Annotated in this window: 19 protein-coding genes; 8 read left to right on the plus strand and 11 right to left on the minus strand. The window is 65.9% G+C overall.

Going from position 1 to position 21,300, the window contains the following annotated elements:
* Window positions 1-2: 2 nt before the first annotated feature.
* From QMG72_RS06095 to QMG72_RS06105, 3 genes are all read right to left on the minus strand, one after another.
* Window positions 3-740, minus strand: coding sequence for an HAD family hydrolase (locus QMG72_RS06095; RefSeq protein ID WP_282359506.1), 738 nt, complete (start codon window positions 738-740; stop codon window positions 3-5).
* Between the two features lie 525 nt (window positions 741-1,265).
* The gene (locus QMG72_RS06100; RefSeq protein WP_283480023.1) at window positions 1,266-1,892 is read right to left on the minus strand and encodes an alpha/beta hydrolase; all 627 of its coding nucleotides are present in this window, start codon (window positions 1,890-1,892) and stop codon (window positions 1,266-1,268) included.
* Window positions 1,893-1,901: 9 nt separating this feature from the next.
* Window positions 1,902-3,122 carry a beta-ketoacyl-[acyl-carrier-protein] synthase family protein gene (locus tag QMG72_RS06105; RefSeq protein WP_282359589.1) on the minus strand — a complete coding sequence of 407 codons (1,221 nt, stop codon included), beginning with the start codon at window positions 3,120-3,122 and terminating at the stop codon, window positions 1,902-1,904.
* 240 nt (window positions 3,123-3,362) lie between these two features.
* Between QMG72_RS06105 and QMG72_RS06110 the strand changes: the two genes are divergently transcribed.
* The 5 genes from QMG72_RS06110 (at window position 3,363) to QMG72_RS06130 (ending at window position 8,227) form a co-directional block, all read left to right on the plus strand.
* Entirely contained in the window at window positions 3,363-3,626 is a 264-nt protein-coding gene (locus QMG72_RS06110) for a DUF6458 family protein (protein WP_226774695.1), read from the plus strand.
* 439 nt (window positions 3,627-4,065) lie between these two features.
* Window positions 4,066-4,869: a DeoR/GlpR family DNA-binding transcription regulator gene (locus QMG72_RS06115; protein ID WP_226773896.1), complete on the plus strand. Its 804-nt coding sequence runs from the start codon at window positions 4,066-4,068 to the stop codon at window positions 4,867-4,869.
* Window positions 4,866-5,852 carry a 1-phosphofructokinase family hexose kinase gene (locus QMG72_RS06120; RefSeq protein WP_226773895.1) on the plus strand — a complete coding sequence of 329 codons (987 nt, stop codon included), beginning with the start codon at window positions 4,866-4,868 and terminating at the stop codon, window positions 5,850-5,852. Before QMG72_RS06115 ends, QMG72_RS06120 begins: the two co-directional genes overlap by 4 nt.
* A gap of 2 nt (window positions 5,853-5,854) precedes the next feature.
* Window positions 5,855-7,888 carry a PTS fructose transporter subunit IIABC gene (locus QMG72_RS06125; protein ID WP_283480027.1) on the plus strand — a complete coding sequence of 678 codons (2,034 nt, stop codon included), beginning with the start codon at window positions 5,855-5,857 and terminating at the stop codon, window positions 7,886-7,888.
* Window positions 7,889-7,948: 60 nt separating this feature from the next.
* Window positions 7,949-8,227, plus strand: a complete 279-nt coding sequence (locus tag QMG72_RS06130) for an HPr family phosphocarrier protein (RefSeq protein WP_226773893.1) — start codon at window positions 7,949-7,951, stop codon at window positions 8,225-8,227.
* Between the two features lie 367 nt (window positions 8,228-8,594).
* On the opposite strand, the gene ku is transcribed toward QMG72_RS06130, so the two are convergent.
* The gene (gene ku / locus QMG72_RS06135; RefSeq protein ID WP_282359503.1) at window positions 8,595-9,611 is read right to left on the minus strand and encodes a non-homologous end joining protein Ku; all 1,017 of its coding nucleotides are present in this window, start codon (window positions 9,609-9,611) and stop codon (window positions 8,595-8,597) included.
* Window positions 9,612-9,651: 40 nt separating this feature from the next.
* Here ku and QMG72_RS06140 point away from each other — a divergent pair, with 40 nt between their 5' ends.
* A complete protein-coding gene (locus QMG72_RS06140; RefSeq protein ID WP_283480030.1) occupies window positions 9,652-12,132 on the plus strand; it encodes an ATP-dependent DNA ligase in 2,481 nt (826 codons plus the stop codon).
* Window positions 12,133-12,161: 29 nt separating this feature from the next.
* Here QMG72_RS06140 and QMG72_RS06145 read toward each other — a convergent pair whose 3' ends face one another.
* The gene (locus QMG72_RS06145; protein WP_283480031.1) at window positions 12,162-12,419 is read right to left on the minus strand and encodes a hypothetical protein; all 258 of its coding nucleotides are present in this window, start codon (window positions 12,417-12,419) and stop codon (window positions 12,162-12,164) included.
* Between the two features lie 71 nt (window positions 12,420-12,490).
* Window positions 12,491-12,724, minus strand: a complete 234-nt coding sequence (locus QMG72_RS06150) for a hypothetical protein (protein ID WP_283480032.1) — start codon at window positions 12,722-12,724, stop codon at window positions 12,491-12,493.
* 424 nt (window positions 12,725-13,148) lie between these two features.
* Here QMG72_RS06150 and QMG72_RS06155 point away from each other — a divergent pair, with 424 nt between their 5' ends.
* Together QMG72_RS06155 and QMG72_RS06160 are read left to right on the plus strand one after the other, a co-directional pair.
* Window positions 13,149-14,762, plus strand: a complete 1,614-nt coding sequence (locus QMG72_RS06155; protein WP_283480034.1) for an MFS transporter — start codon at window positions 13,149-13,151, stop codon at window positions 14,760-14,762.
* Window positions 14,763-14,953: 191 nt separating this feature from the next.
* Window positions 14,954-16,015, plus strand: a complete 1,062-nt coding sequence (locus QMG72_RS06160) for an FUSC family protein (protein ID WP_283480035.1) — start codon at window positions 14,954-14,956, stop codon at window positions 16,013-16,015.
* 4 nt (window positions 16,016-16,019) lie between these two features.
* On the opposite strand, the gene QMG72_RS06165 is transcribed toward QMG72_RS06160, so the two are convergent.
* The 5 genes from QMG72_RS06165 to QMG72_RS06185 form a co-directional block, all read right to left on the minus strand.
* Window positions 16,020-16,802, minus strand: coding sequence for an SDR family NAD(P)-dependent oxidoreductase (locus QMG72_RS06165; RefSeq protein ID WP_283480037.1), 783 nt, complete (start codon window positions 16,800-16,802; stop codon window positions 16,020-16,022).
* Between the two features lie 31 nt (window positions 16,803-16,833).
* The gene (locus QMG72_RS06170) at window positions 16,834-17,571 is read right to left on the minus strand and encodes a hypothetical protein (RefSeq protein ID WP_283480038.1); all 738 of its coding nucleotides are present in this window, start codon (window positions 17,569-17,571) and stop codon (window positions 16,834-16,836) included.
* A gap of 116 nt (window positions 17,572-17,687) precedes the next feature.
* The gene (locus QMG72_RS06175; RefSeq protein WP_253031458.1) at window positions 17,688-18,032 is read right to left on the minus strand and encodes a GNAT family N-acetyltransferase; all 345 of its coding nucleotides are present in this window, start codon (window positions 18,030-18,032) and stop codon (window positions 17,688-17,690) included.
* A gap of 94 nt (window positions 18,033-18,126) precedes the next feature.
* On the minus strand, window positions 18,127-20,583 hold the full coding sequence (locus QMG72_RS06180; protein ID WP_283480041.1) for an SAM-dependent methyltransferase: 2,457 nt from the start codon (window positions 20,581-20,583) through the stop codon (window positions 18,127-18,129).
* Between the two features lie 7 nt (window positions 20,584-20,590).
* Entirely contained in the window at window positions 20,591-20,923 is a 333-nt protein-coding gene (locus QMG72_RS06185) for a hypothetical protein (protein ID WP_283480043.1), read from the minus strand.
* Between the last annotated feature and the right edge of the window lie 377 nt (window positions 20,924-21,300).

Raw genomic sequence — 21,300 nt, forward strand, 5'->3', positions numbered from 1 at the left:
GGCTAGAGCAGCTCGTCGAGGTCGTTGACGACGAGCGTGGCTCCGGCGGCCAGCAGGGTCTGCCGGCCTGCCCCGCGGTCCACGCCGATCACCGAATGGAAGTTCCCGGCCCGGCCGGATTGGACGCCGGACACGGCATCCTCGACCACAACGCACTCGTCGCTGGGCAGGCCCAGCAACCGGGCGGCATATTCGTAGGTCGCCGGGCTGGGCTTGCCGGGCAGGCCCTCGGCCACGGCGACGACCCCGTCGACCACTACCGGGAAGTAATCCGAAAGTCCGGCGGCCTTGAGCACCGCCGGGGCGTTGCGGGAAGAGGAAACGACGGCGAGCTTCAGCCCGCGGGCCAGTGCCGCGTCGACGAACCGCACAGAGCCTGCGTAGGGCCGAACCCCGCCGGCGGCGACGATGTCGTTAAAGACCTGGTTTTTGCGGTTACCCAGGCCGTGGACGGTGTTGTGCTCCGGTTCGTCCTCCAGCGGGCCTTCGGGCAGGACGATGTCGCGGGAGGCGAGGAAGTCCCGGACGCCATCGAAACGGGGTTTGCCGTCGATGTGGTCGAAATAGTCGCTTGCGCGGTAGGCGGCGGCCCCGGGAACGGACTGGAGGTAGCCGTCAAAAAGTTCGCGCCAGGCGCGCTCGTGCACAATCGCGGTTGGGGTCAGGACGCCGTCGAGGTCAAAGAGGATGGCAGACGCCCCGGCCCAGCTCGACGCGGTGCTGTTGGAAAGCTCAGTCATGGTTCGGTTGTCCTTTCAGACGGCATTTTTCAGTCGGTGGGCCGGCAGGCCGGGGCCGGCGTTTTAAGGGGGCGGACCGGAACGGGGCCCCGGCGCTGAAGATAGCGGGCATTCCCGGTCGCAACCGGGCGCCGTTTAACGCCGGCGGGTGCGCTGGCCCGCTGTCAGTTTGGTCTCCCGAAGCTGGCGTGACGGGGTTTTGGCACTCCAGGGCGGTGGAGCCCTTCAATTGCTGCGTAGCCGTGGGGCGCCGGGATCGGATACCTCCCGAAGGGCGCACGGCGGTCTTCGAAGCTGCGGGAGTCGGTGCAGATGGAAAATCCGGAGAGTGCGCCGACGTCCTCGACGGTGACGCGGCGCCTTAGCCTGCAACACAGGGCTCAGCCCTTTCTTCCCCCTGAAGTCAGTTGACGGCCAGAAATACGGCCCACGTTGAGTGTAAGCGCTTACAAAATTGACGCGCAATTGGATAAAAGGACCTTTGGCACTATCGCCACCCCACTTGGAGTCCGGCCGCGGGCGGAGTCAGTTTCCCGGGTTCAGCACATAGTGGCGAAGGAACGCGCTGACGTCCACCAGTTCCGCGGCCGAAATGGCGTGGCCCGTTCCCGGGTAGGTCCTCGCCGTGAGCTGTGTGTGCTCGTGGAGCCACTCCTCGGTGTGCTCCGCTGCGGCGGCGTTTATCACCAGGTCATCCCGGTCCCGGCCCCAGAAGAAGGGCGGCCGGGACTCGAACGATTCGCTCATCGCCAGGAGTTCGTTGTCCAGTACAAATCCTGACAGCCCGACGGCGGCGCGGAACTCCGCCGGCCGCAACCGGAGCAGTGTCGTGGCCATGGCCATGCCCTGCGAGTAGCCGAGCAGGCTGATGCTGGTGTGTTGGAACTTGACTGATTCGATCCAGCTGAACACGGCGTTGGCGGCAGCGATGACGTCAGCGAAGTCATGGGTCAGGAAGTAGTCCAGCAGGAACCAGCCGTACCCGTCGCCGATCTCCTTGGGGCCACGCAGCGCCGCGCAACTGAACCCGGACGGCAGGCTGCCAAAGAGTTTCACCATCCGGGATTCATCCCGGCCGTAGCCGTGCATCATGACCAGCAACGGGGTCCCGTCGCGTTCGTGTTCCGGTTTGGACCAGAGGACTCGCTCCATCGCAACAGCCTAGCTTTCGGTGATCACCAAGGCGGTGCTGTGACCGCCGAATCCGAAGGCGTTGGCGATGCCTGCCCTGGCTCCCTGGCCTGCCACCGTTTTCCGCAGAAGGTTCAGGTCGATCCCGTCGTCGGGTTGGTCAAGGTTGCCGGACCCCGGAAAGTCCCCGGTTTTCAGCGCCTGGATCAGGACGACGGCGCCGAGGGCGCCTGCGCCGCCAAGGAGGTGCCCGGTGAGGGATTTTGTGGAGGTAACGGGTACCTGGTTTCCAAGTACGGCACTGATCGCGTCGGCTTCCAGGCGATCGCCGACCGGGGTGGAGGTCGCGTGGGCATGGACCAGCCCGATGTCTCCGGCACCAAGGCCTGCGGCGGCGATGGCCTTTTCCATCACCCGCCGCTGCATGACCGGATCGGCGGCGACGATGTCGACGGCGTCGGATGTCACAGCAGTTCCGGCCACGACACCGAGCACTTCCGCTCCCCGGGCGCGGGCGTGGTCTTCGCGTTCCAGGACCAGGATCGCGGCGCCCTCCGCCAGTACGAATCCGTCCCGGTCCCGGTCGAACGGCCGCGAAGCGGACTCCGGGTCTCCGTTGCGGGTGGACAGGGCCCGAATTTGGGCGAAGCCGCTGAGGATGAGGCCGTTGATGCAGGAATCCACGCCGCCGGCAATCACAACATCCGCTGTCCCGGCACGGATCATGTCTGCCGCCTGGGAGATGGCTTCCGCCCCGGAGGCACAGGCGCTCACCGGGGTGCGCGCCCCGCCTTTGGCGCCGACATCCATGGACACCCAGGCCGCGGGCGCGTTGGTCATGATCCGGGTCAGCGTGTGCGGGGAGACGCGCCGCGGCCCGCGGGCATCAAGGGCCCGGGCCTGCTCCAGGGTTGTGTCCAGGCCGCCATAGCCGGATCCGATCACCACGGCCAGGCGTTCCGGGTCGGCTGCGGGACGGCCTGCCTGCGCCCACGCTTCCCGGGCCGCAATCAGCGCGAGGTGCCCGCACCGGTCCATCCTCTTATATTCCGGGGTGGAGAGCAGCGCGGGAACATCAACGTCCGCCCGGCCCGCCATCCGGACCGGAAGCTCCTGCGCCCAGTCATCCTCAAGTGCCGCGATTCCTGAGCGCCCGGCCAGCAACGCGGCCCGGGTCTCGGCCGCCGTCGCACCGACGGGAGTCACTGCTCCCAGTCCGGTGACGACGACTCTGGGGAAAGCTGTAAGCATGGGCACCGGATTTCTGTGAGGCACGTTGCGTAACCCGCCGGGGTGCGGGGCTGGTGCGGCAGTGCGGTAAACGGCGGCACGTATCTGGCCGGCCGCAGCGGACGCTTCAAGACTACGTGCGAAAACTGGCCGGAGTGGCGTCAATGAGATCGTTGAAACAACACGCACCGGGCTGTAGCCTGACGCTGGACAGCATGCTTAGCAATACTTAACCGTCCGACCGGACACAAGGAGCAAGTCATGAGAATCGGTTCCGCCATTTTCCTCATCGCCCTCGGCGCCATCCTCGCCTGGGCCATCACCCCCGGCCTGATCCCCAATGTGGACCAGACCATGATCGGCTACATCCTGATGGCGGTCGGTGTCATCGGGCTGATCGCTTCCCTGGTCCTGGCCTCACCAGGGCGCAGCCGCACCCGCCGGGTCAGCGAGACACGCTCCGTTGTGGACCCCAATACCGGCGAGACCATCACCCGGAACGAAAGCCGCGACGCCGGCATCTAGTCCGAGCGCGCCGCCGCGCACCGCATAAGCCACCCGACGCCGGGCCGAACCCTTTACCGGGCCCGGCCCGGCGTCGGCCGTTGTATGGCCCTTCCCGCCCTTCCAGCACGCGCACCGTCCCGTGCGTGAACACCGGCCGAACCCGTCTCCACCCCTACCCGCTACCTCTACCCCTACCCCTGCGCATGCCCCGCGCCCGGGCCCGGCGGCGGACATGCCCTGCGCCCGGCCCCACGGATGGACATAGTCCAGATATGCCCACTCCTCGATCCGAAAACTGGGCATGCCCATCGGCCGCGTACGGGACATTTCTGTGTTCATGTTGTTTTTCATTGACAAAGCCACATATTCACAGATAAAGTCAAGCAACTCCACTTCATTGTGATGGTCATCACGGAAGTGCGGGGGAGGTCCGCAGTACTGACGCAAGGGAGAGCCAGTGTTCGCCGAGGAACGCCAACAGCTGATCGTGGGGCTCATTGTTGCCAGCGGCCGTGCCAGCGTCACGGACCTCGCCGAGCGTTTCAGCATCACCACCGAAACCGTCCGCCGGGACCTGGCCGCCCTCGAATCCGCCGGCAGTGTGCGCCGGGTACACGGCGGCGCCGTCTCCCCGGACCGCTTCAGCACCAGCGAAGAAAGCATCCTGGTCCGCGCCGACCAGCGGCAACCGGAAAAGACCCGGATCGCCGAAGCGGCCCTCGCACTGATCCCGGAAAACCGAACCGGCAGCATCCTGATCGACGCCGGCTCCACCACCGAGACCCTCGCCGACCGCCTGGCCGCGCGGACTGCAGCGACGTCAGCCGCTGCAGCACCCGGCGCGGAACTCGTGGTCATCACCCACTCGCTGCCCGTCGCGGCAAAGCTCTCCGGTGAGGCCGGCATCGCCTTGCACCTGCTTGGCGGCAGGGTCCGCGGAATCACCCAGGCCGCCGTCGGCCAGTCCACGGTGGAAGCCGCCCGCAGGATCCGCCCGGATATCGCTTTCATCGGCACCAACGGCATCCACGCAGCCTTCGGGCTGAGCACCCCCGATCCTGAAGAAGCCGCTGTCAAAGCCGCCTTCGTCCATTCAGCCCGCCGCATAGTGGTGCTCGCTGATTCCTCCAAGCTGGATGCCGAAACCCTGGTCCAGTTCGCCTCGTTGAAAGATCTGGACACTTTGATCACTGACACGAAACCCGGCCAGGACCTGGCCGACGCCCTCGCGGATGCCGGAGTGGAGGTAGTGGTCGCATGATTGTCACCCTGACCGCCAACCCAAGCCTGGACCGCACCGTGGCACTGCCGGGACCCCTGGTCCGCGGCGAAGTCCAGCGCGCCGTCTCCGTCCGGCAGGAATCCGGCGGCAAGGGCGTAAACGTCTCCCGCGCCCTGGTCGCCTCCGGGCTGAAGACCGTCGCCGTGCTCCCGGGCGCCGAGGCGGACCCCGTCCTCGCCGGTCTCCGCGAAGTCGACGTCCCATTCGCCGCCCTCCCCATCGGAGAGCCGCTGCGCAGCAACGTGGCGCTCACCGAACCCGGCGGCGTGACCACCAAGATCAACGAACCCGGACCGGCGCTGAGTGCGGACCAGCAGGAAGCCCTGATCGGGCTGCTCCTGGACCACTCCCGGGGAGCCAGCTGGGTTGTCCTGGCTGGATCGCTCCCACCCGGGGTCCCGGCCAACTTCTACGCCACCGTCACCCGGCGGCTGCGCAGCATGGATCACGGCAAAGAGGCTCCCCTTGTCGCCGTGGACTCCTCCGGCGAACCGCTCGCCGCCGCGATCTGCGGCGATGCGCTGGGGAAACCGGATCTCATCAAACCCAATGCCGAGGAACTGGTGGAACTGGCTGCCGCAGCCGGGTTCGCCACGCACAAGTCCGCCGAGGAACTCGAAGCGGATCCGGGGGCGGCCGCGGCGGCCGCTTCCGCCGTCGTGCGATCCGGAGTCGGTGCCGTGCTGGCAACACTCGGCTCCAAGGGTGCGGTGCTCGTCACGGCCGACGGCGCGTGGCTGGCCACGCATCCGCCGGTCACCGCGGTGAGCACGGTAGGCGCCGGCGATTCGTCACTGGCCGGTTACCTGCTCGCTTCCAGCCAGGGCGCCGCCCCGGCCGATTGTCTCCGCCAGGCTGTGGCACACGGTGCCGCCGCCGCTTCGCTGCCGGGCTCCACAGTCCCGGCAGTCCACCAAACCACCCCCAACGCCGTAACCATCACGGCCCTGACGAAGGATTGACAGTGACTGCGCTCATTACTACCGAACTGGTCGAGCTCGACCAGAACCTGGGCGACTCGCCCGAAGCCGTGATCCGGCACCTGGCAGGCAAAGCCGCCGCCAACGGTCGCGCCACCGAGGTGGAAGGCCTCTTCGCCGACGCCTTCGCCCGGGAACAGAAGACCGCCACCGGGGTTCCGGGCGGCATCGCCATCCCGCATTGCCGTTCGACGGCGGTGACCGAACCCACCCTGGTGATGGCTCGGCTCTCCCAGTCCGTCGACTTCGGCGCCAAGGACGGCCCCGCGGACCTCATCTTCTTTATTGCGGCCCCCGATGGCGCGGACCAGGAACACCTCAAGCTGCTCTCCAAGCTGGCCCGCTCCCTGATCAAAAAGGACTTCACCCAGGCCCTGCGCGACGCCGGTTCGGCGGCCGAGGTCGTCGGGCTCGTCGAAGGCGCCCTTGCCGATAAGCCTGCCGCCCACTCCGCACCGGCACCGGCCGTAAGCGGCGCCGCGACCGGGACCGGAGCTTCCCGGTCCAAGCGCCTTGTCGCTGTCACTGCCTGCCCCACCGGCATCGCCCACACCTACATGGCCGCCGATTCGCTTGTGGCCGCGGCCAAGGAAATCGGCGTGGACCTGCAGGTGGAGACCCAAGGATCTTCAGGGGCAAAGCCGCTGGATCCGGCAGTGATCGCCGCAGCCGACGCCGTCATCTTCGCCGTCGACGTGGATGTCCGCGGCAAGGAGCGCTTCGCCGGCCTGCCGGTTATCAACGCCCCCGTCAAACGCGGCATCGACGAGCCGGAAAAGATGGTCCATGAGGCCCTCGCGGCCGCAGAGAACCCCAACGCCCGCCGGGTCCCGCACTTCGGCGCGGAGGAACAGGCACAGAACGAGGCCGAGGAAAAAGGTGAGCACATTGGGCAGAAGCTGAAGAAAGCGCTGCTGACCGGCGTCAGCTACATGATCCCGTTTGTGGCCGGCGGCGGCCTGCTGATCGCGCTTGGCTTCCTGATGGGCGGGTACCTCATCACCCAGTATGCCGATGCCATCGTTGTGGACAACAGCATCTTCAACCTGCCCACGGAATTCCCGGACAACGCATGGGGCCCGCTTGGCGCCTACCTCGGCGCCGTCCTGTTCAAGATCGGCGCCCTCTCACTGGGCTTCCTGGTACCGGCCCTGGCCGGCTACATCGCTTACGCCATCGCTGACCGGCCCGGTATCGCCCCGGGCTTCGTTGCCGGTGCAGTCGCCGGATTTATGGGTGCCGGCTTCCTTGGCGGCATCGTCGGCGGCCTGCTCGCAGGCTACATCGCCCATGTGATCGGCCAAATCCAGGTCGCCCGCTGGCTGCGCGGCCTGATGCCTGTTGTGATTATCCCGCTGGTTGCGTCCCTCGTGGCATCGGGGCTGATGTTCCTGGTCCTGGGCGGCCCGATCGCCGGCATCACCGCCGGCCTCAATGACTGGCTTTCCGGCCTGACCGGTGCCAGCGCAGTTGTCCTCGGCATCATCCTCGGTCTGATGATGTGCTTCGACCTGGGCGGACCGGTCAACAAGGTTGCTTACTCCTTCGCCGTCGCCGGTCTCGGTGCCGCCACGATCACCAACCAGGCCCCGTGGCAGATCATGGCAGCCGTGATGGCCTCGGGCATGGTTCCGCCGCTGGCAATGGCACTCGCCACTGTCCTGGACAAGCAGCGCTTCAGCCTGGCTGAGCGCGAAAACGGCAAGGCCGCGTGGTTGCTGGGCGCCTCCTTCATCTCCGAAGGCGCCATCCCCTTCGCCGCCGCCGACCCGCTGCGCGTGATCCCGGCGAGCATGCTCGGCGGTGCCGTCACCGGCGCCATCTCCATGGCCGCCGGCGTCGGATCCAAGGCCCCGCACGGCGGACTCTTTGTCTTCTTCGCGATCGACAACTTCCTGATGTTTGTTGTGGCAATCATCGTCGGCACCATTATTACGGCGCTGTCCGTCCTGGCACTCAAGCGCTGGGCCGTCAGGAAGACCGTTGATACGGTAGAACTGGTCCCCGCAACCGTCTGATTGAAGCGGCCGGGAAGATTTTCCACGCTGACATCCCCATGCTGAATCCAAGGAGCAGAAATGACCGAACGTAACGCCACCATTGCCAGCCGTGTAGGGCTGCACGCCCGCCCGGCCGCCATCTTTGCGGAGGCAGCCGGCGAGTTCGATCTCGAGATCACCATCGCCCGGCTGGGTGAGCCTGTCGACGAGGCCATGGATGCTGCCAGCATCCTGTCCCTGATGAGCCTTGGCGCATCCCACGGCGACGTGGTAGTCCTGCGCGCCGAAGGCGACGGCGCCGACGCCGCCCTCGAACGGCTGGTCCAGATCCTGGAAACGGACCACGACGCCGAATAGCAGCACCGCCCGCCGACTGTAACGCGACAGCCCGGCCGCACCCACCGAGGGTGTGGCCGGGCTCCTGCGTTAAGGGTCGGCAACCGGCAGCCCCGCAGGTTCCTGGGCCGTCCCGCTCAGGTCCGCTACATACCCTTAGCCAAGGCTTGTCAGGTGCCTGCCGCACCGATAGTTTGGAATCCGCGGCAGCGGAACACCGCCGCCGGCGGAGGTCCCGGTCCGCCGCCGGCCAGATTCGGGAGGCGGTGGGTGATGCCGCCGGCACCGACAACCAGCCAGGGAGGCAGGCCATGCCGAAGACGAAGACTGAGCCCTCCGCGCTCGGGAACGCCTGATCCAGATGGCCACGGGCCGGACGCCCGGCCGCTCAGGCCTCTTTCCGCGCGGACGGCGCGGCCGCTTTTGTCCCGGCGGCCTTGGTCCCGGCCTTCGGCGCGGCCCTGGCTGCAGTCTTCGGTACAGTCTTGGCTGCAGTCTTGGGCGCTGTCTTGGGTGCGGCGCGGGAAGTCCGGGTGGGAGCAGCCTTCGCGGCCGTCGACTTCGAAGCGGGCGCCGCGGCCCCGGGCCCGGCGGAGTCGTCCGACGTGGCCGCCCGTCCCCCGCGTTTCTTCTCCAGGCTCCGCTTGAGCGCCTCCATCAGGTCGATCACCTCGCCGGAGCCGGAGCCGGCGGCCGGGACGCCAAAGGTTTCCTCGGTGTCCAGGGACTCCCCCTTCTCCAGCTTCGCCTCGATGAGCAGGCGCAGCTGCGCCTGATAGTCGTCGGTGAACTGCCCGGGTTCGAAGTCCGCCGCCATCGAATCGACCAGCGCGGCGGACATTTCACGTTCTTGGGCGGAGATGCGGATAGTGGTTTCGAGCGAGGAAAAGCTGGCCTCCCGCACCTCATCGGCCCAGAGCAGCGCCTGCAGCACCAGCACGTCCCCGCGGATCCGCAGCGCCCCCAGCCGGGTCTTGTCGCGCAGCGCGAACTGGACGATAGCCACCTGGTCGGTGTCTTCAAGCGCACGGCGCAGCAGGACGTAGGCCTTGGGCGATTTGGAGTCCGGCTCCAGGTAATAGCTCTTTTCGAACATCATCGGGTCCAGCTGCTCCGCCGGCACAAACTGCACCACGTCGATCTCGTGGCTGTTTTCCGCCGGAATGGACTTGAGCTCCTCGCGGCTGAGGACCACGGTCTGACCGTCGTCCTCGTAAGCCTTGTCGATGTCCTCGTAGTCCACGATCTTGCTGCAGATTTCGCAGCGTCGCTGGTAGCGGATCCGCCCGCCGTCGGCGTTGTGGACCTGGTGCAGGCTGATGTCGTGGTCTTCGGTGGCGCTGTAAACCTTGACCGGCACGTTGACCAGCCCAAACGCTATCGCGCCTTTCCAGATGGCTCTCATGGATCAAGTGAACCGCACAGCGGCGTGGAGGTGAAGCCCCTTGGCTGAAAGGGCGACGGCGAACGGCAAGGAGCGGGTCCGGGTCGGCGGCCGGGAGCTGGTGGTCACCAATCTGGATAAGGTGATGTACCCGCAGACCGGTACCACCAAGGCCGAAGTCATGGCTTACTACGCGGCCGTGGCGCCGGTGCTGATCCCCGCTGCCGCGGACCGGCCGGCTACCCGGAAGCGCTGGGTGCACGGCGTCGGGACGGCCGATGCCCCGGGCGAGATGTTCTTCCAGAAGAACCTGGACCATTCGACACCGGGCTGGGTTCCGCGGGCCGCCATCACCCACAAGCAGCGCACCATCCAGTACCCGCTGGTCAACGACCCGGCCACACTGGCCTGGCTGGCGCAGACAGCAGCCCTGGAGATACACGTGCCGCAGTGGTGCGTGGATTCCCACGGCGAGCAGATGCCACCGGACCGGCTGGTGCTGGATCTGGATCCCGGTGAGGGTGCAGGACTGGCCGAATGCGTCGCGGTCGCCTGGCTCGCCCGGAGTATCCTGCAGGACGTGGGCCTGGATCCCGTACCCGTGACGAGCGGCAGCAAAGGCATCCACCTGTACGCGGCCCTCGACGGCAGCCAGGGCTCCGAACAGATTTCGGGTTTCGCCCACGAGTTGGCCCGCGCCCTGGAAGCCGACCATCCGGAGTTGGCCGTCAGTGACATGAAAAGGACCCTGCGCGCCGGCAAGGTCCTGGTGGACTGGAGCCAGAACAGCGCCGCAAAGACCACCATCGTTCCCTACTCGCTGCGCGGGCGGCTCCGGCCCACGGTGGCGGCTCCGCGGACCTGGCGTGAACTCAACTCACCGTCACTGCACCAGCTGGACTACCGGGAGGTCCTTGCGCGCGTGAAGTCGGGCAAGGATCCTTTCTCCGTCATCTCCGCCGGGCGCAAGGCAACGGCGCAGCCCGGTGGCCGCCCGAACGGCAGCAACACCACCGGCGACGGCGGCGCCACCGACCCGCGGCTGGAGAAGTACCGCGCCAAACGTGACGCTGGCTCCACCCCTGAGCCCTTCACGGCCGAGCAGTACCGGGCAGCTTCAGAAGGCGGCACCCTCCGGGAGAAGTTCGTCATCCAGGAACACCATGCCAGCCGGCTGCACTATGACCTCCGGCTGGAGCGTGACGGCGTCCTGGTCTCCTGGGCGCTGCCCAAGGGCGTTCCTACGAGCCGGACCACAAACCACCTGGCGGTCCAGACCGAGGATCACCCGATGGACTATGCGGGCTTCGAAGGCACCATCCCCAAAGGCCAATACGGCGCCGGGACCGTCAGTATTTGGGACCACGGCTACTACGAGTGCGAGAAGTGGATCGCGGGCAAAGAAGTCATTGCCACCCTCAGCGGCCAGGACGACGGCGGGCTGGCCGGCGCCCGCAGGTTCGCGCTGATCCATACCGGCAGGGGCGAGGGGCAGTGGCTCATCCACCTGATGGACGCGCCGGGCGCGAAGAATGAGCATGCTCCCCCGCCGCAGGAGGAGCCTCCGCTGCCCGCTGCCCCGGATCCGGCGGACGTTTCGCCGATGCTGGCCAGCCCCGGCAGCGCCGCCGACCTGCCCGGCAAGGACTGGCAGTTCGAACTCAAATGGGACGGGGTGCGGGCCCTGATCGTCGGGGGTGCGGGCAAGATCCGCCTGATCAGCCGCAACGGCAACGACATGTCCGCCGCGTATCCGGAACTGACCAATCGTTCCAGCTGGCCGGAGCAGGACTTCATCGCCGACGGCGAGATAATCGCCGTCGGCCCTTCGGGGCGGCCCGACTTTGGGCTGCTGCAGGGGCGGATGAACCTCGGCAGTGCCTCCGACGTCGCGCAGGCGCGGGCATCTACGCCGGTCCGGCTGATGCTTTTTGACCTCCTGGCCGAGAGCGGCTCGGACCTGCGCCGCCTGCCGCTCGGCCGGCGGCGGGCACGGCTGGAAGCATTTTTCACCCTTGCCGGCGGCCCGGTGGACCTCTCCCAACTAATCCACGGCGATGCCGGGCACATCCTGGAAAGCGTTGAGGAACTGGGGCTGGAGGGCGTCATGGCCAAGCGCACGGACGGCCGCTACGTCGGTCAGCGGAGCCGGTCCTGGCTCAAGCTAAAGTTCGAAAAGACCCAGGAAGTGGTGGTCGGCGGCTGGCGCCCCGGCAACGGCGAGCGCCGCGACACCGTCGGTTCGCTGTTGCTGGGCATTCCCGACGGGCCGACGCTGCGCTACGTGGGCCGTGTGGGCAGCGGCTTCAGCCCCCGCGAACTCGGCGGCTTGCGCCGGCAGCTGGAGGCTTTGCCGCGCAAGACCTCACCGTTTGCGGATGTTCCCGCCGAAGACGCCGCCGGCGCCCGGTGGGTGTCGGCCAAGCTGGTCGGCGAGGTTAAGTTCGGTGAGTGGACGGGATCCGGCAAGCTTCGGCACCCGGTCTGGCGTGGCTGGCGCCCGGACAAAAACCCGGACGACGTCATCGTCGAACACAGCTGAGGGCCCGCCGCGGCGGGCCCTCGCAGTGCTTAGTCGTGATGCGGGACCTGGGGACGACTCTGCCGGTGGATGGCTGCGTCCGCCACCTGCTGTCCTTGTTGTCCCCGGACAACGTCGCGGTCCTTGGGATGGCGGTGCTTCCCGCTGCCGTCCGGCCAATCATGGCCCTCGGCGGGCGACGGGGGTTCCGGGCGTTTACTCTCCGGCCCGGGAACCTCGTCCATGGACTCCGCAAGGTGACCGGCAACCTCTGGCTCGATCTCGTCTTTCGAGTGATGATCCGCCATGGCTCGTCCTTTCCACGATGAAATGAAACGTCCCACCATCCTAGGTCCGCCGGGCGGTGATGTCTCTAGGCTTACCAGCGGACCTTTTTCTCCGCCGGCCCCTGTTTGCCGCTGACATGCGTTGGCTTGTGGCTGTGGCCGACACTCTGCGAGCCAGCCCCGCCCCGGGACTTGCTCGCGAGCATCTCCTTTTGGGCGTCCGTCAGACGGGACTTGATGCCCTTCCCCTGCTTCGGGCCGGCCTGCGGCCTGCCGTCCGGCTCCGCGCCGCTGGTGCTGCTCTTTGTGGTTTCATTGCCAGTCATGGACTGTTCTCCTTGTGTGGCGTTCGATCAGCGGTGCTGATCAGCAGTGTGTTGCAGTCAACCCTAGGCGCTTTCCGGAAGCCTTGGATACCCCTCCTGCGCGGTGCTTTCCGGAGCCGGGACCGGCCCCGTCGCGGATGAGGCCGTGGTGCTCCGGGAGGCGTAATTCGGGCCCTAAAACCGGCTGCAGACCGCCCGGCCAATAAATATTTGCGCGGCCCCTGGTGCAGACCCGAGTTTCCCAGTAACGACGCGGCGAAACGGCGGAAAGAAATTTCCCGCAACCGGCCCACTTCGGGGTCGAAATAGCGGATGGTACGGCACCAAACTCGGAAATACCATCGAAATCACGTAAAATTGAAGGCCTGCCCAGAGCGGGGCAGCTACAAGTCGCAAGCAAATGACCTCCATAGGAGTGCACCAAATGCCCAAAGACCGAAGCATGACCGACTCTTCGGCTGGCGTGATTGACGCCGGCCGAACCAACCAAGCTGCCCCCCCGGGTGCGAAAAAACCAAAGCTGCGGACGCGGCGCCGGCTCAAGGAGTCCGACGTTAACGTAGTTAATAGGCCGATGCTTAAAAAGGCACTCGGCGGCACCATCGTTGGTAACACCATGGAGTGGTACGACGTCGGTGTGTTCGGTTACCTGATCACCACGATGGGACCGGTGTTCCTCCCGGAAGCGGACAAGTCTGTTCAGACTCTGTTCCTGCTGGGAACCTTCGCCGCCACCTTCATCGCCCGCCCCCTCGGTGGGGTCGTGTTCGGCTGGCTTGGCGACAAGATCGGCCGCCAGAAGGTCCTCGCCGCGACTCTTATGATCATGGCGGCCAGCACTTTCGCCGTCGGCCTCCTGCCGGGTTACGCCCAGATCGGCATCTGGGCTGCTGTCCTGCTGGTCCTGTTCAAGGTCATCCAGGGCTTCTCCACCGGCGGCGAATACGCCGGAGCCACAACCTTCGTGAGCGAGTACGCCCCGGACAAGCGGCGCGGCTTCTTCGCCAGCTTCCTGGACATGGGCAGCTACCTCGGCTTCGCCGCCGGCGCCGCCCTTGTGTCCGTGCTGCAACTGACCCTCGGCCAGGACACCATGGAGCAGTGGGGCTGGCGCGTTCCATTCCTGCTGGCCGGACCGCTGGGCCTGATTGCCGTGTACTTCCGGAGCAAGATCGAGGAATCCCCCCAGTTCCAGGCCACCCTGGATGCACAGGAAAACCTCGCCAAGGATGCCACCGCCGGTGACACGGCCGCATCCAAGGGTCCGGTGGGCATCGTGAAGGCCTACTGGCGCTCCATTATCGTCGCCATGATCCTGGTAGCCGCAGCCAACACCGCCGGCTACGCCCTGACGTCGTACATGCCGACCTACCTGACCGAGTCCAAGGGCTACGACGAGGTGCACGGCACCCTGCTGACCATTCCCGTGCTGGTCATCATGAGCCTGTGCATCCCGCTGACCGGCAAGCTCTCCGACCGGATCGGCCGCCGCCCTGTGCTGTGGATCGGCGCCCTCAGCACCGTCGTCCTGGCCACCCCCGCATTCCTCCTGATCGGCGTCGGCGAGATCTGGTCCACGCTGGCCGGCCTCGCCCTGATCGCCTTCCCGGTGACGTTCTACGTGGCCAACCTGGCGTCGGCCCTGCCGGCCCAGTTCCCGACGGCAAGCCGCTACGGCGCGATGGGCATCGCGTACAACTTCTCGGTGGCCATCTTCGGCGGAACCACCCCGTTCACCGTTGCCGCCCTGATCAAGGCCACCGGCAACGACATGATGCCGGCCTACTACCTGATGGCCACCTCGGCTATCGGCGCAGTCGCGATCTACTTCCTCAAGGAATCGGCCCGGATGCCCCTGCCGGGTTCCATGCCCAGCGTGGACACCCCCGAGGAGGCCAAGGAACTCGTCGCCAACCAGGACGAGAACCCGCTGATCGACCTGGTGGAGATGGATATGCCCTTTGCCGGCGATTCGGCCGATGCAGCTGCTGATTCCGTGAACCGCGAGGATGCCGGGACCGTACCGGCCAAAGTTTAAGTCAGCCCCGGCTCCCCGGCAGGGTTTGTCCTGAACCCGGCCTGCTAAACCGTATTCTGTAGCAAGTCCCGCCCATCGAGGCCTGCCTTCCGGTGTTTCCCCTGGGGAACCACCTGAAGGCAGGCCTTAGGCGCGTCCGGCACTAAGCCGCCCCGCTAACCGCCCGGCCCCAGCATGGAACAGGAGGCACCGTGCCATCCCTCGGCGCCCATCTCCGCAGCCTCCACCGCCTGGCGCCAGCCAACAAAGACCACGTCTCGGCAGTCCGCGTGGCCGTCAGCGTGGCAGCGCCATCCCTTGCGCTGCTTGCCGCAGGCCGTCCGGAACTGATGATCTACGCGGTGTTCGGCGCCCTGACCGGCATGTATGGCCGCAACGAACCTCATCAACTGCGGCTCAGGCACCAGGGCCAGGCGGCCCTCCTGCTCGTGGGCGGGCTGGCCGTCGGTGTGTTCCTCTCGGTACACCAACTGCATTCCTGGGCACTGGTCGTTATCGAAACGGTGCTGGCCGCGGCGGGATCCCTTTTCGCGGACAAGGTGGCCCTGAAGCCGAACGGCCCGTTCTTCGGCATTCTGGCATTGGGTGCCTGCGCCTCCATCCCCACAACTGTGCACTGGCACACGGCGGTCCTTATCGGGGCACTGTCGGCAGGCTTTTCCATGGCCGTGGGATTCGGTGGTTGGGTGCGGGGCAGAGCCTGGCAACGCGGCGCAGCCCGCGAGGTCCCGGCACTGAGCGGGGCCAGACGCCGGGCCGCATGGATTCATGCGGCCCGGTACCTTACGGCCGTCGGGGCAGCTGGCTCCGTCGGTGTGCTTAGCGGCAGCGGGCACCCGCACTGGGCCATGGCAGCCGCAGCGGTACCGCTGGCGGGGGCCGATATGCCCAGCAGCGTCTATCGCGGCCTGCACCGGATTGTTGGCACCCTGGCGGGACTGGTGGTGGTCGCGGTGGTGCTGTTCCCCTGGACGCTCTCACCCCTGAGGGCGTTTCCCGGACATGAGGCAGCCGTCCTGGCTGTGCTGGTGATTGTCCTGCAGTTCACCACGGAGCTTTTTATGACCAGGCACTACGGGCTGGCGATGGTGTCCTTCACTCCCGTGATCCTGCTGATGACACAGCTCGCCGCCCCCGCCGACCCGCAGGTGTTGGTGACCGAACGCGCCGTCGAGACCCTGCTGGGCGCCGGGCTCGGCATCGTTGTTGTGGTTTTGATCCGGCGGCGCCGGTCGCCGGGCGGTCGGCCTTGACCCGTTATTTCGCGCGGCGGGGCGGGCCGGCAACGAGCCTGTCCGGAAGGATGCGGGCGGCCGCGGTCAGCACCTTGTACCGCTTGCTCGGGATGGAAACAGCCTTGCCCCTGGCATTATCGGCGAGGCCTTCGCGCACCACACGCTCGGCCGTCAGCCACATCCAGCGCGGCGTTGCCGCCTTATCCATGCCCATCCGGTCGTGGAACTCGGTGTGTGTGAAGCCGGGGCAGACCGCCGTGACTGTGACGCCCTGCTTGGAATAGGCGAGGCTGGCCCAGCGGCAGAAGCTGACAAGCCACGATTTCGCGGCCGAATAGCTGCCCCGGGGAAGAAACGCAGCGACGCTTGCGACGTTGATAATCCGGCCCGAGTGCTGGCCGAGCATACCCTGCAGGGCGGCGTGGGTCAGCTGCATGGCGGTCTCGACGTGCAGTTTCAAATGCCTGGTCTCGTCCGCGATGTCGTTCTCCGCGAAGGAGCGCAGCAGCCCAATGCCTGCGTTGTTGACCAGGATTTCCACTGGGCGCGCCGGATCCGTGAGCCTGGCGACGACGGCTGCCACGCCGGCGTCGTCCGTGAGGTCGGCGGAGAGAACTTCGGCACGGACGCCGTACCGCTCCGAAAGTTCCGCTGCCCCGGCCTGCAGCCTTGCCCTGTTGCGGGCCACGAGGACCACGTTGTGGCCCTCGCTGGCGAGCTGGCGGGCGAATTCGGCCCCGATCCCGGCGGTGGCGCCGGTGATCAGGGCAGTGGAACCGGCAGGCGTCACGGCACGGGAAGTCATGGCCACAGCCTAACCGGTGCCGGCCGCCGCCTCAGGCCAGGGCCTGCCCGGCAGGCAGTTCCACGTCCTCGGGATCGCCTGCAGCGCCGTGGTGGCGGTGCTGCAACTCTTCGGTGGCCAGCTCGTACCAGGTGTGGGCCCCGAAGGACGGGCTGTTGGTGTCGAGGTGGCGGTACAGGGCATCGGCCAGCTGCCCCAGCGCCATGTCGGAGAGTGCCCGGACGGTTGCGGCGGGGTCCAGCGTCCCCTCGAAGTACTCGGTCAGCTGCGGGTCGCTGACGGCGTTGAGCTCGGCCGCTGCCTGGCCGCAGGCCTCGTCCACTCCTGCGGGCAACCCCGGCCCGGCGGGAAGGACGGCGGGGGACGCGCCCGGCTCCGCAGCAAGGTCAAGTGGCTGCCCCGCCGCGAGTTCCGCCTCGAGTCCGGCGAGGACTTCACCGTCGGAGCCGACGTGCAGGAGGCAGATCGGCAGCTCGGCGGGTTCCGCCAGCGTCATGCGGAACGGCTCTGTGGTCTGCCCGGCACCCGCTGCGAAGGCCTCCGTGCCGGTATCGGCCATTGACCGCAGCTCGAGGAGGATCTCCGGGTCCAGGTGGGATGACTTGTGGAGATCGATGATGACATCGGTGCCCGCGCCGAGGCGTCCCGCACGCCGGATGATATGCAGCAGCGAGGGGAAATCAGCTTGGGTAAGGCAACCAGTGACTTCGAGGGTCACGGTTCCGGCGCCGGCCTCCACACGGACAAGCACACGCAGTTTATGGTTCACGGGGTTCTCCAAAGGGAAACGTCCAAGAGCCGACTGCGTAACTCTGCTAAAACCTTACGAGGTTATTGCCCCCGGCCACAAGCGGGCGGCGCCGCCACACTGTTTCCTTCCGGGGTTCAGGCGCCGGCCGGCGGCTGTTCCGGCCAGTCGATGTACTGGGTGTAGGAAGCGTGCTTGCGCAGGTAGCGGTAGATGAAGGGGCAATTGGGGATGATCCGTTTGCCGGCTGCGACGACGTCGTCCAGGGCGAAGTGGGCCAGCACCTTGCCGAGCCCCTTGCCCTGGAATTGCTCGGCCGTATCAGTGTGAATAAAGTCCACATGGCCGGGCTCATCGATGAAGCGGATTTGAACGGCCAGCTGGCCGCCTACGTGGAGCTCATAGCGGTGCAGCTCATCATTACGGGTCGTGGACACGTCCGGGCGAAACGTGTCTTCGCGGGCTGCAGAGTTCTCCGTCATGGTTCGACATTGGCACTTAAAGGCGGGTGTGGCAATGGCAGGCAAGATGCTGCAGGGCGGCGAGGCGGCCCAGTTCCGCCGGCCGGCGGCACCGCTATCCGATCAGGCCCAGTTTCTCCAGCATCTGCCGGTCGGTCTCGGGCGTTGTTGCCGGGGGGAGGTACAACGTAGAAATCCCGGACAGGTCGGATGCTTTGATGGTGTCAAGATGGTTCAGTTGGATTACGGGTGGAAGGTGCCCAAAAGTCGAGGCGTCATAGATGATCACCGGATGGTCCTTGGGATAGAACTCCCCTATTCGATCAATCAGCACCGGAAAGTTGTGCCTGCGGTAGCCCGAAAAATTGAAGCCGTCGTCACCGGCGCACTCCGCCTGCCACAACAGGACGTGCATGGATGTATCCAGCGTCCGGTTCCTGATCAGGAAGTCAGTGGCGTCCAGGGTCATCAGCCCGAAGGTTGAAGGGTCCAGGCCCAGATCGGCGAAGAGGCTGTCCTGGGCGGAAACGGCCGAGCCCATCTCGGCCCGGTAGCCTTCGCTGCGCGCCCTGCGGATGGCCTCGTGGGTGGACCACGCGAACACTCCGGGGTGGCCATAAAAGACGGCACAGGTTCGGCGGCCCCGGCGCACCTGTTCGAGAATTGCGTCCACCATTGCCCGGTATGTCTCAATCCTTGGCACGCCATTGCCGTACAGCCCGTACAACGAGGTGGAGCGCGGGTTCAACTCATGGATACGAAGCTCCGTGGCAGGGTCCGCAACGCAGTAAAGGACCATATCCGCCTTCATAATTTGAGCCTGCGCGCCGTAACTCAAGTCGGTGATCGGCAGGATTCCAGAGCCCACCACATGCAGGCTCCCGTGCTGCTTGAAGTCATCCTTGGCGAAATACTGGATCGCTCCTTCAATGTCAGCCAGTGCACGCTCCCGCCAGTCGCTTGAATTAGTGGTGGTCGTAGTGGTGTTGTCATTGCTGGTGGTCACGGTCGTATTGTCGTTGCTGGTGTTTGTGCTCGAATTGTAGGTCGTCTGGATATTGATTGTGTTGTTGTTAAAATTGTTGGTGTTGATCGTGATCGGGTCCATGGCGCCGACGCCGGGAGCCAGCTTGTCAGTGACAAGCGCCGCGTAACCTGCCCTTTCCAGTTCCGCGAGCGCGCCAAGGCGCAGCCGTCCGCGGTGCCCCTGCCGGATCGCCTCGGCCTCCTCCGCGCTGAGCCTGGCTGCGGCCAGCAGGGCATCGGGCCCCCGCCGGTAGGCCTCCAGCACGGCAGGGTCGGCCAGTGCCACCAGAAAGCTCGTCAGGGGCGTATTCACCGGTTGGAGGCCCGACGACGACTCCGCCGCCGTCCGGCGCGGAGTCCTCCCCACCGGCTTGATTTCAGCTGCGAGTTTCAGCCCCGCCTCAAAACTGACCCCGTCCAGTCGCTCCACCACACGCTTGGCCTGCCGGACAACACGGCGGGTCCGGTTCGAACCGGAGCCGGCAACAGCGTCAAGGACGATATTGATCCGATCCCGGGATGATCTCTCGATCACAACAGTCTTATCGTCAAGCCAAACGCCGGCGTCCAGGAGCAGCCCATGCAACGCATCCTCGATTTCCGGCCGGCTTGCGGCAAGGAAAGCCAGGGCGGGGCTGACCTGCCTGAGTTCCTCCCACCACAGCCCAAGCCCCGGGTATTCGCGGAAGCCGCCTTCCCGAAAGGCCCGCATGGCTTCCAACGGCTTGCCCAGGGCGTCGTCCTGTGCCGGCCTTGCGCTTGGCGTGGAGAAGATGGTCGCCAGGTTGCAATCCAGCTGGGGAAATCCGCGGAAAACGCCGCGGAGCTCCCAGTCTCCGTCCCCCGAGTCGTCACCGGACCAGCGCCGCAGAATCTCGATCGTGGGATTCGCCACCAGCTCGTCGGTGGTAACAGTAAATGCTTCCGTGCCGATATTGTCATCGTTGTCGCCAAAAGTGCCGTACCAGATCAGCTGCCATCCGGACATGGCATCTTTCACGGCTGCGTGCACAGATGCAGCCGCGGAGGCTTTGACAACGTCTATCTGATCTTTGATTTCCTGGGGAGTCGGGGCAGCCAGCGCATGCTGGAAGCTGGCGGCCACTTTCACCACTGCCAGCTGCACAGCATCCGCAAAAGCCGAATAGCCGGTGTTCGCCAGGCTGTCCGGCCAGCCGTCTTCTTCCATAACGGAAACCACCACTCCGCCGATGGCCGGTATGTCATCGTCGTTCAGTAGCGCGCGCAGACCGGCATCGTTGATCGGAATGGGTTTCAGTTTCGTAGTCCATCTACCCACGGCGTCCGGGATCGCGACGTCATCCCCGGCATCAACGTCTGTGTTCCCGAGGTTTCCGTGCGTGCCATTACTCGTGACGATAACGGGAGAACCGATCAGGCCAGCCCCGGCCTCCACAGCAAAGTTGTCCCCGTCGACTTTGAAAAAGGCCGTCCAGATATACGGTTCGGCATTGCCCCACCCGTCACCCTCGTCGTAGCAGTGAAGGTCTTGGAGCACTGTTTCGAGATTTAGTGTGGCACGCATCAGGTTCCTACTTCGTCTCTCCGTCGAGCTTTGGCTGTTCTCCGTTTTCGAGCAACGGACGGTTGACCGGGCCCCGGATCTGGCGGCGAGCCGTGGCTTGGACATGCGGCGATTCGGCCGTCACAGTCAAGCCCGAGACCGCCGACGCCGCACACCTGCCGGCGCTGCTGAGCTGGCTGGTGAAGCACATGCGGCCCGGACCGTAGTGCGTACTGCCGAAGATGTTGAAGGAAAATGCGTACCAGGTGTAGAGCGTTCCGTTCTCACAGCCCTTCAAATGGCTGAAGAGGAAATATCCGGATTCTTCCACCCAGCTAAAGTCGTAGCACCACTTGGTCACTTGCCGGGTACAGGTGTCAAACCACTCCCATGGCCAGGGGCCGGGGCACCAGTATCGTTCCGTAACCACCACTTTTTGCGGCATGGCCGCCTCCTGACACATGGCCCGATCCTACGATCGGGCTGTGGCCGCGCACGAGTAGTTGCGGGCCAACCGAACTAGTCGGAGCGGTTCGTTTTCTTGAACCGCGGCAGGCGCAGAAACCTGTTCAAAACGGCTGCACGTCGTTCGCAGCCGCTGCACGGCGGGATTCCGACCGCTGACGTTACGTCCTTGATGGCATCCCCCAATCCAAGGGAACCACTCAAATCCACCCGAAACAGCGAGATTCTCATGGTCTGCCAGTGGCGTGATCTGGCAGGCCAGGCCTGAAGCTG

It is taken from the genome of Pseudarthrobacter sp. PH31-O2, from assembly GCF_030063265.1.
Lineage (GTDB): Bacteria > Actinomycetota > Actinomycetes > Actinomycetales > Micrococcaceae > Arthrobacter.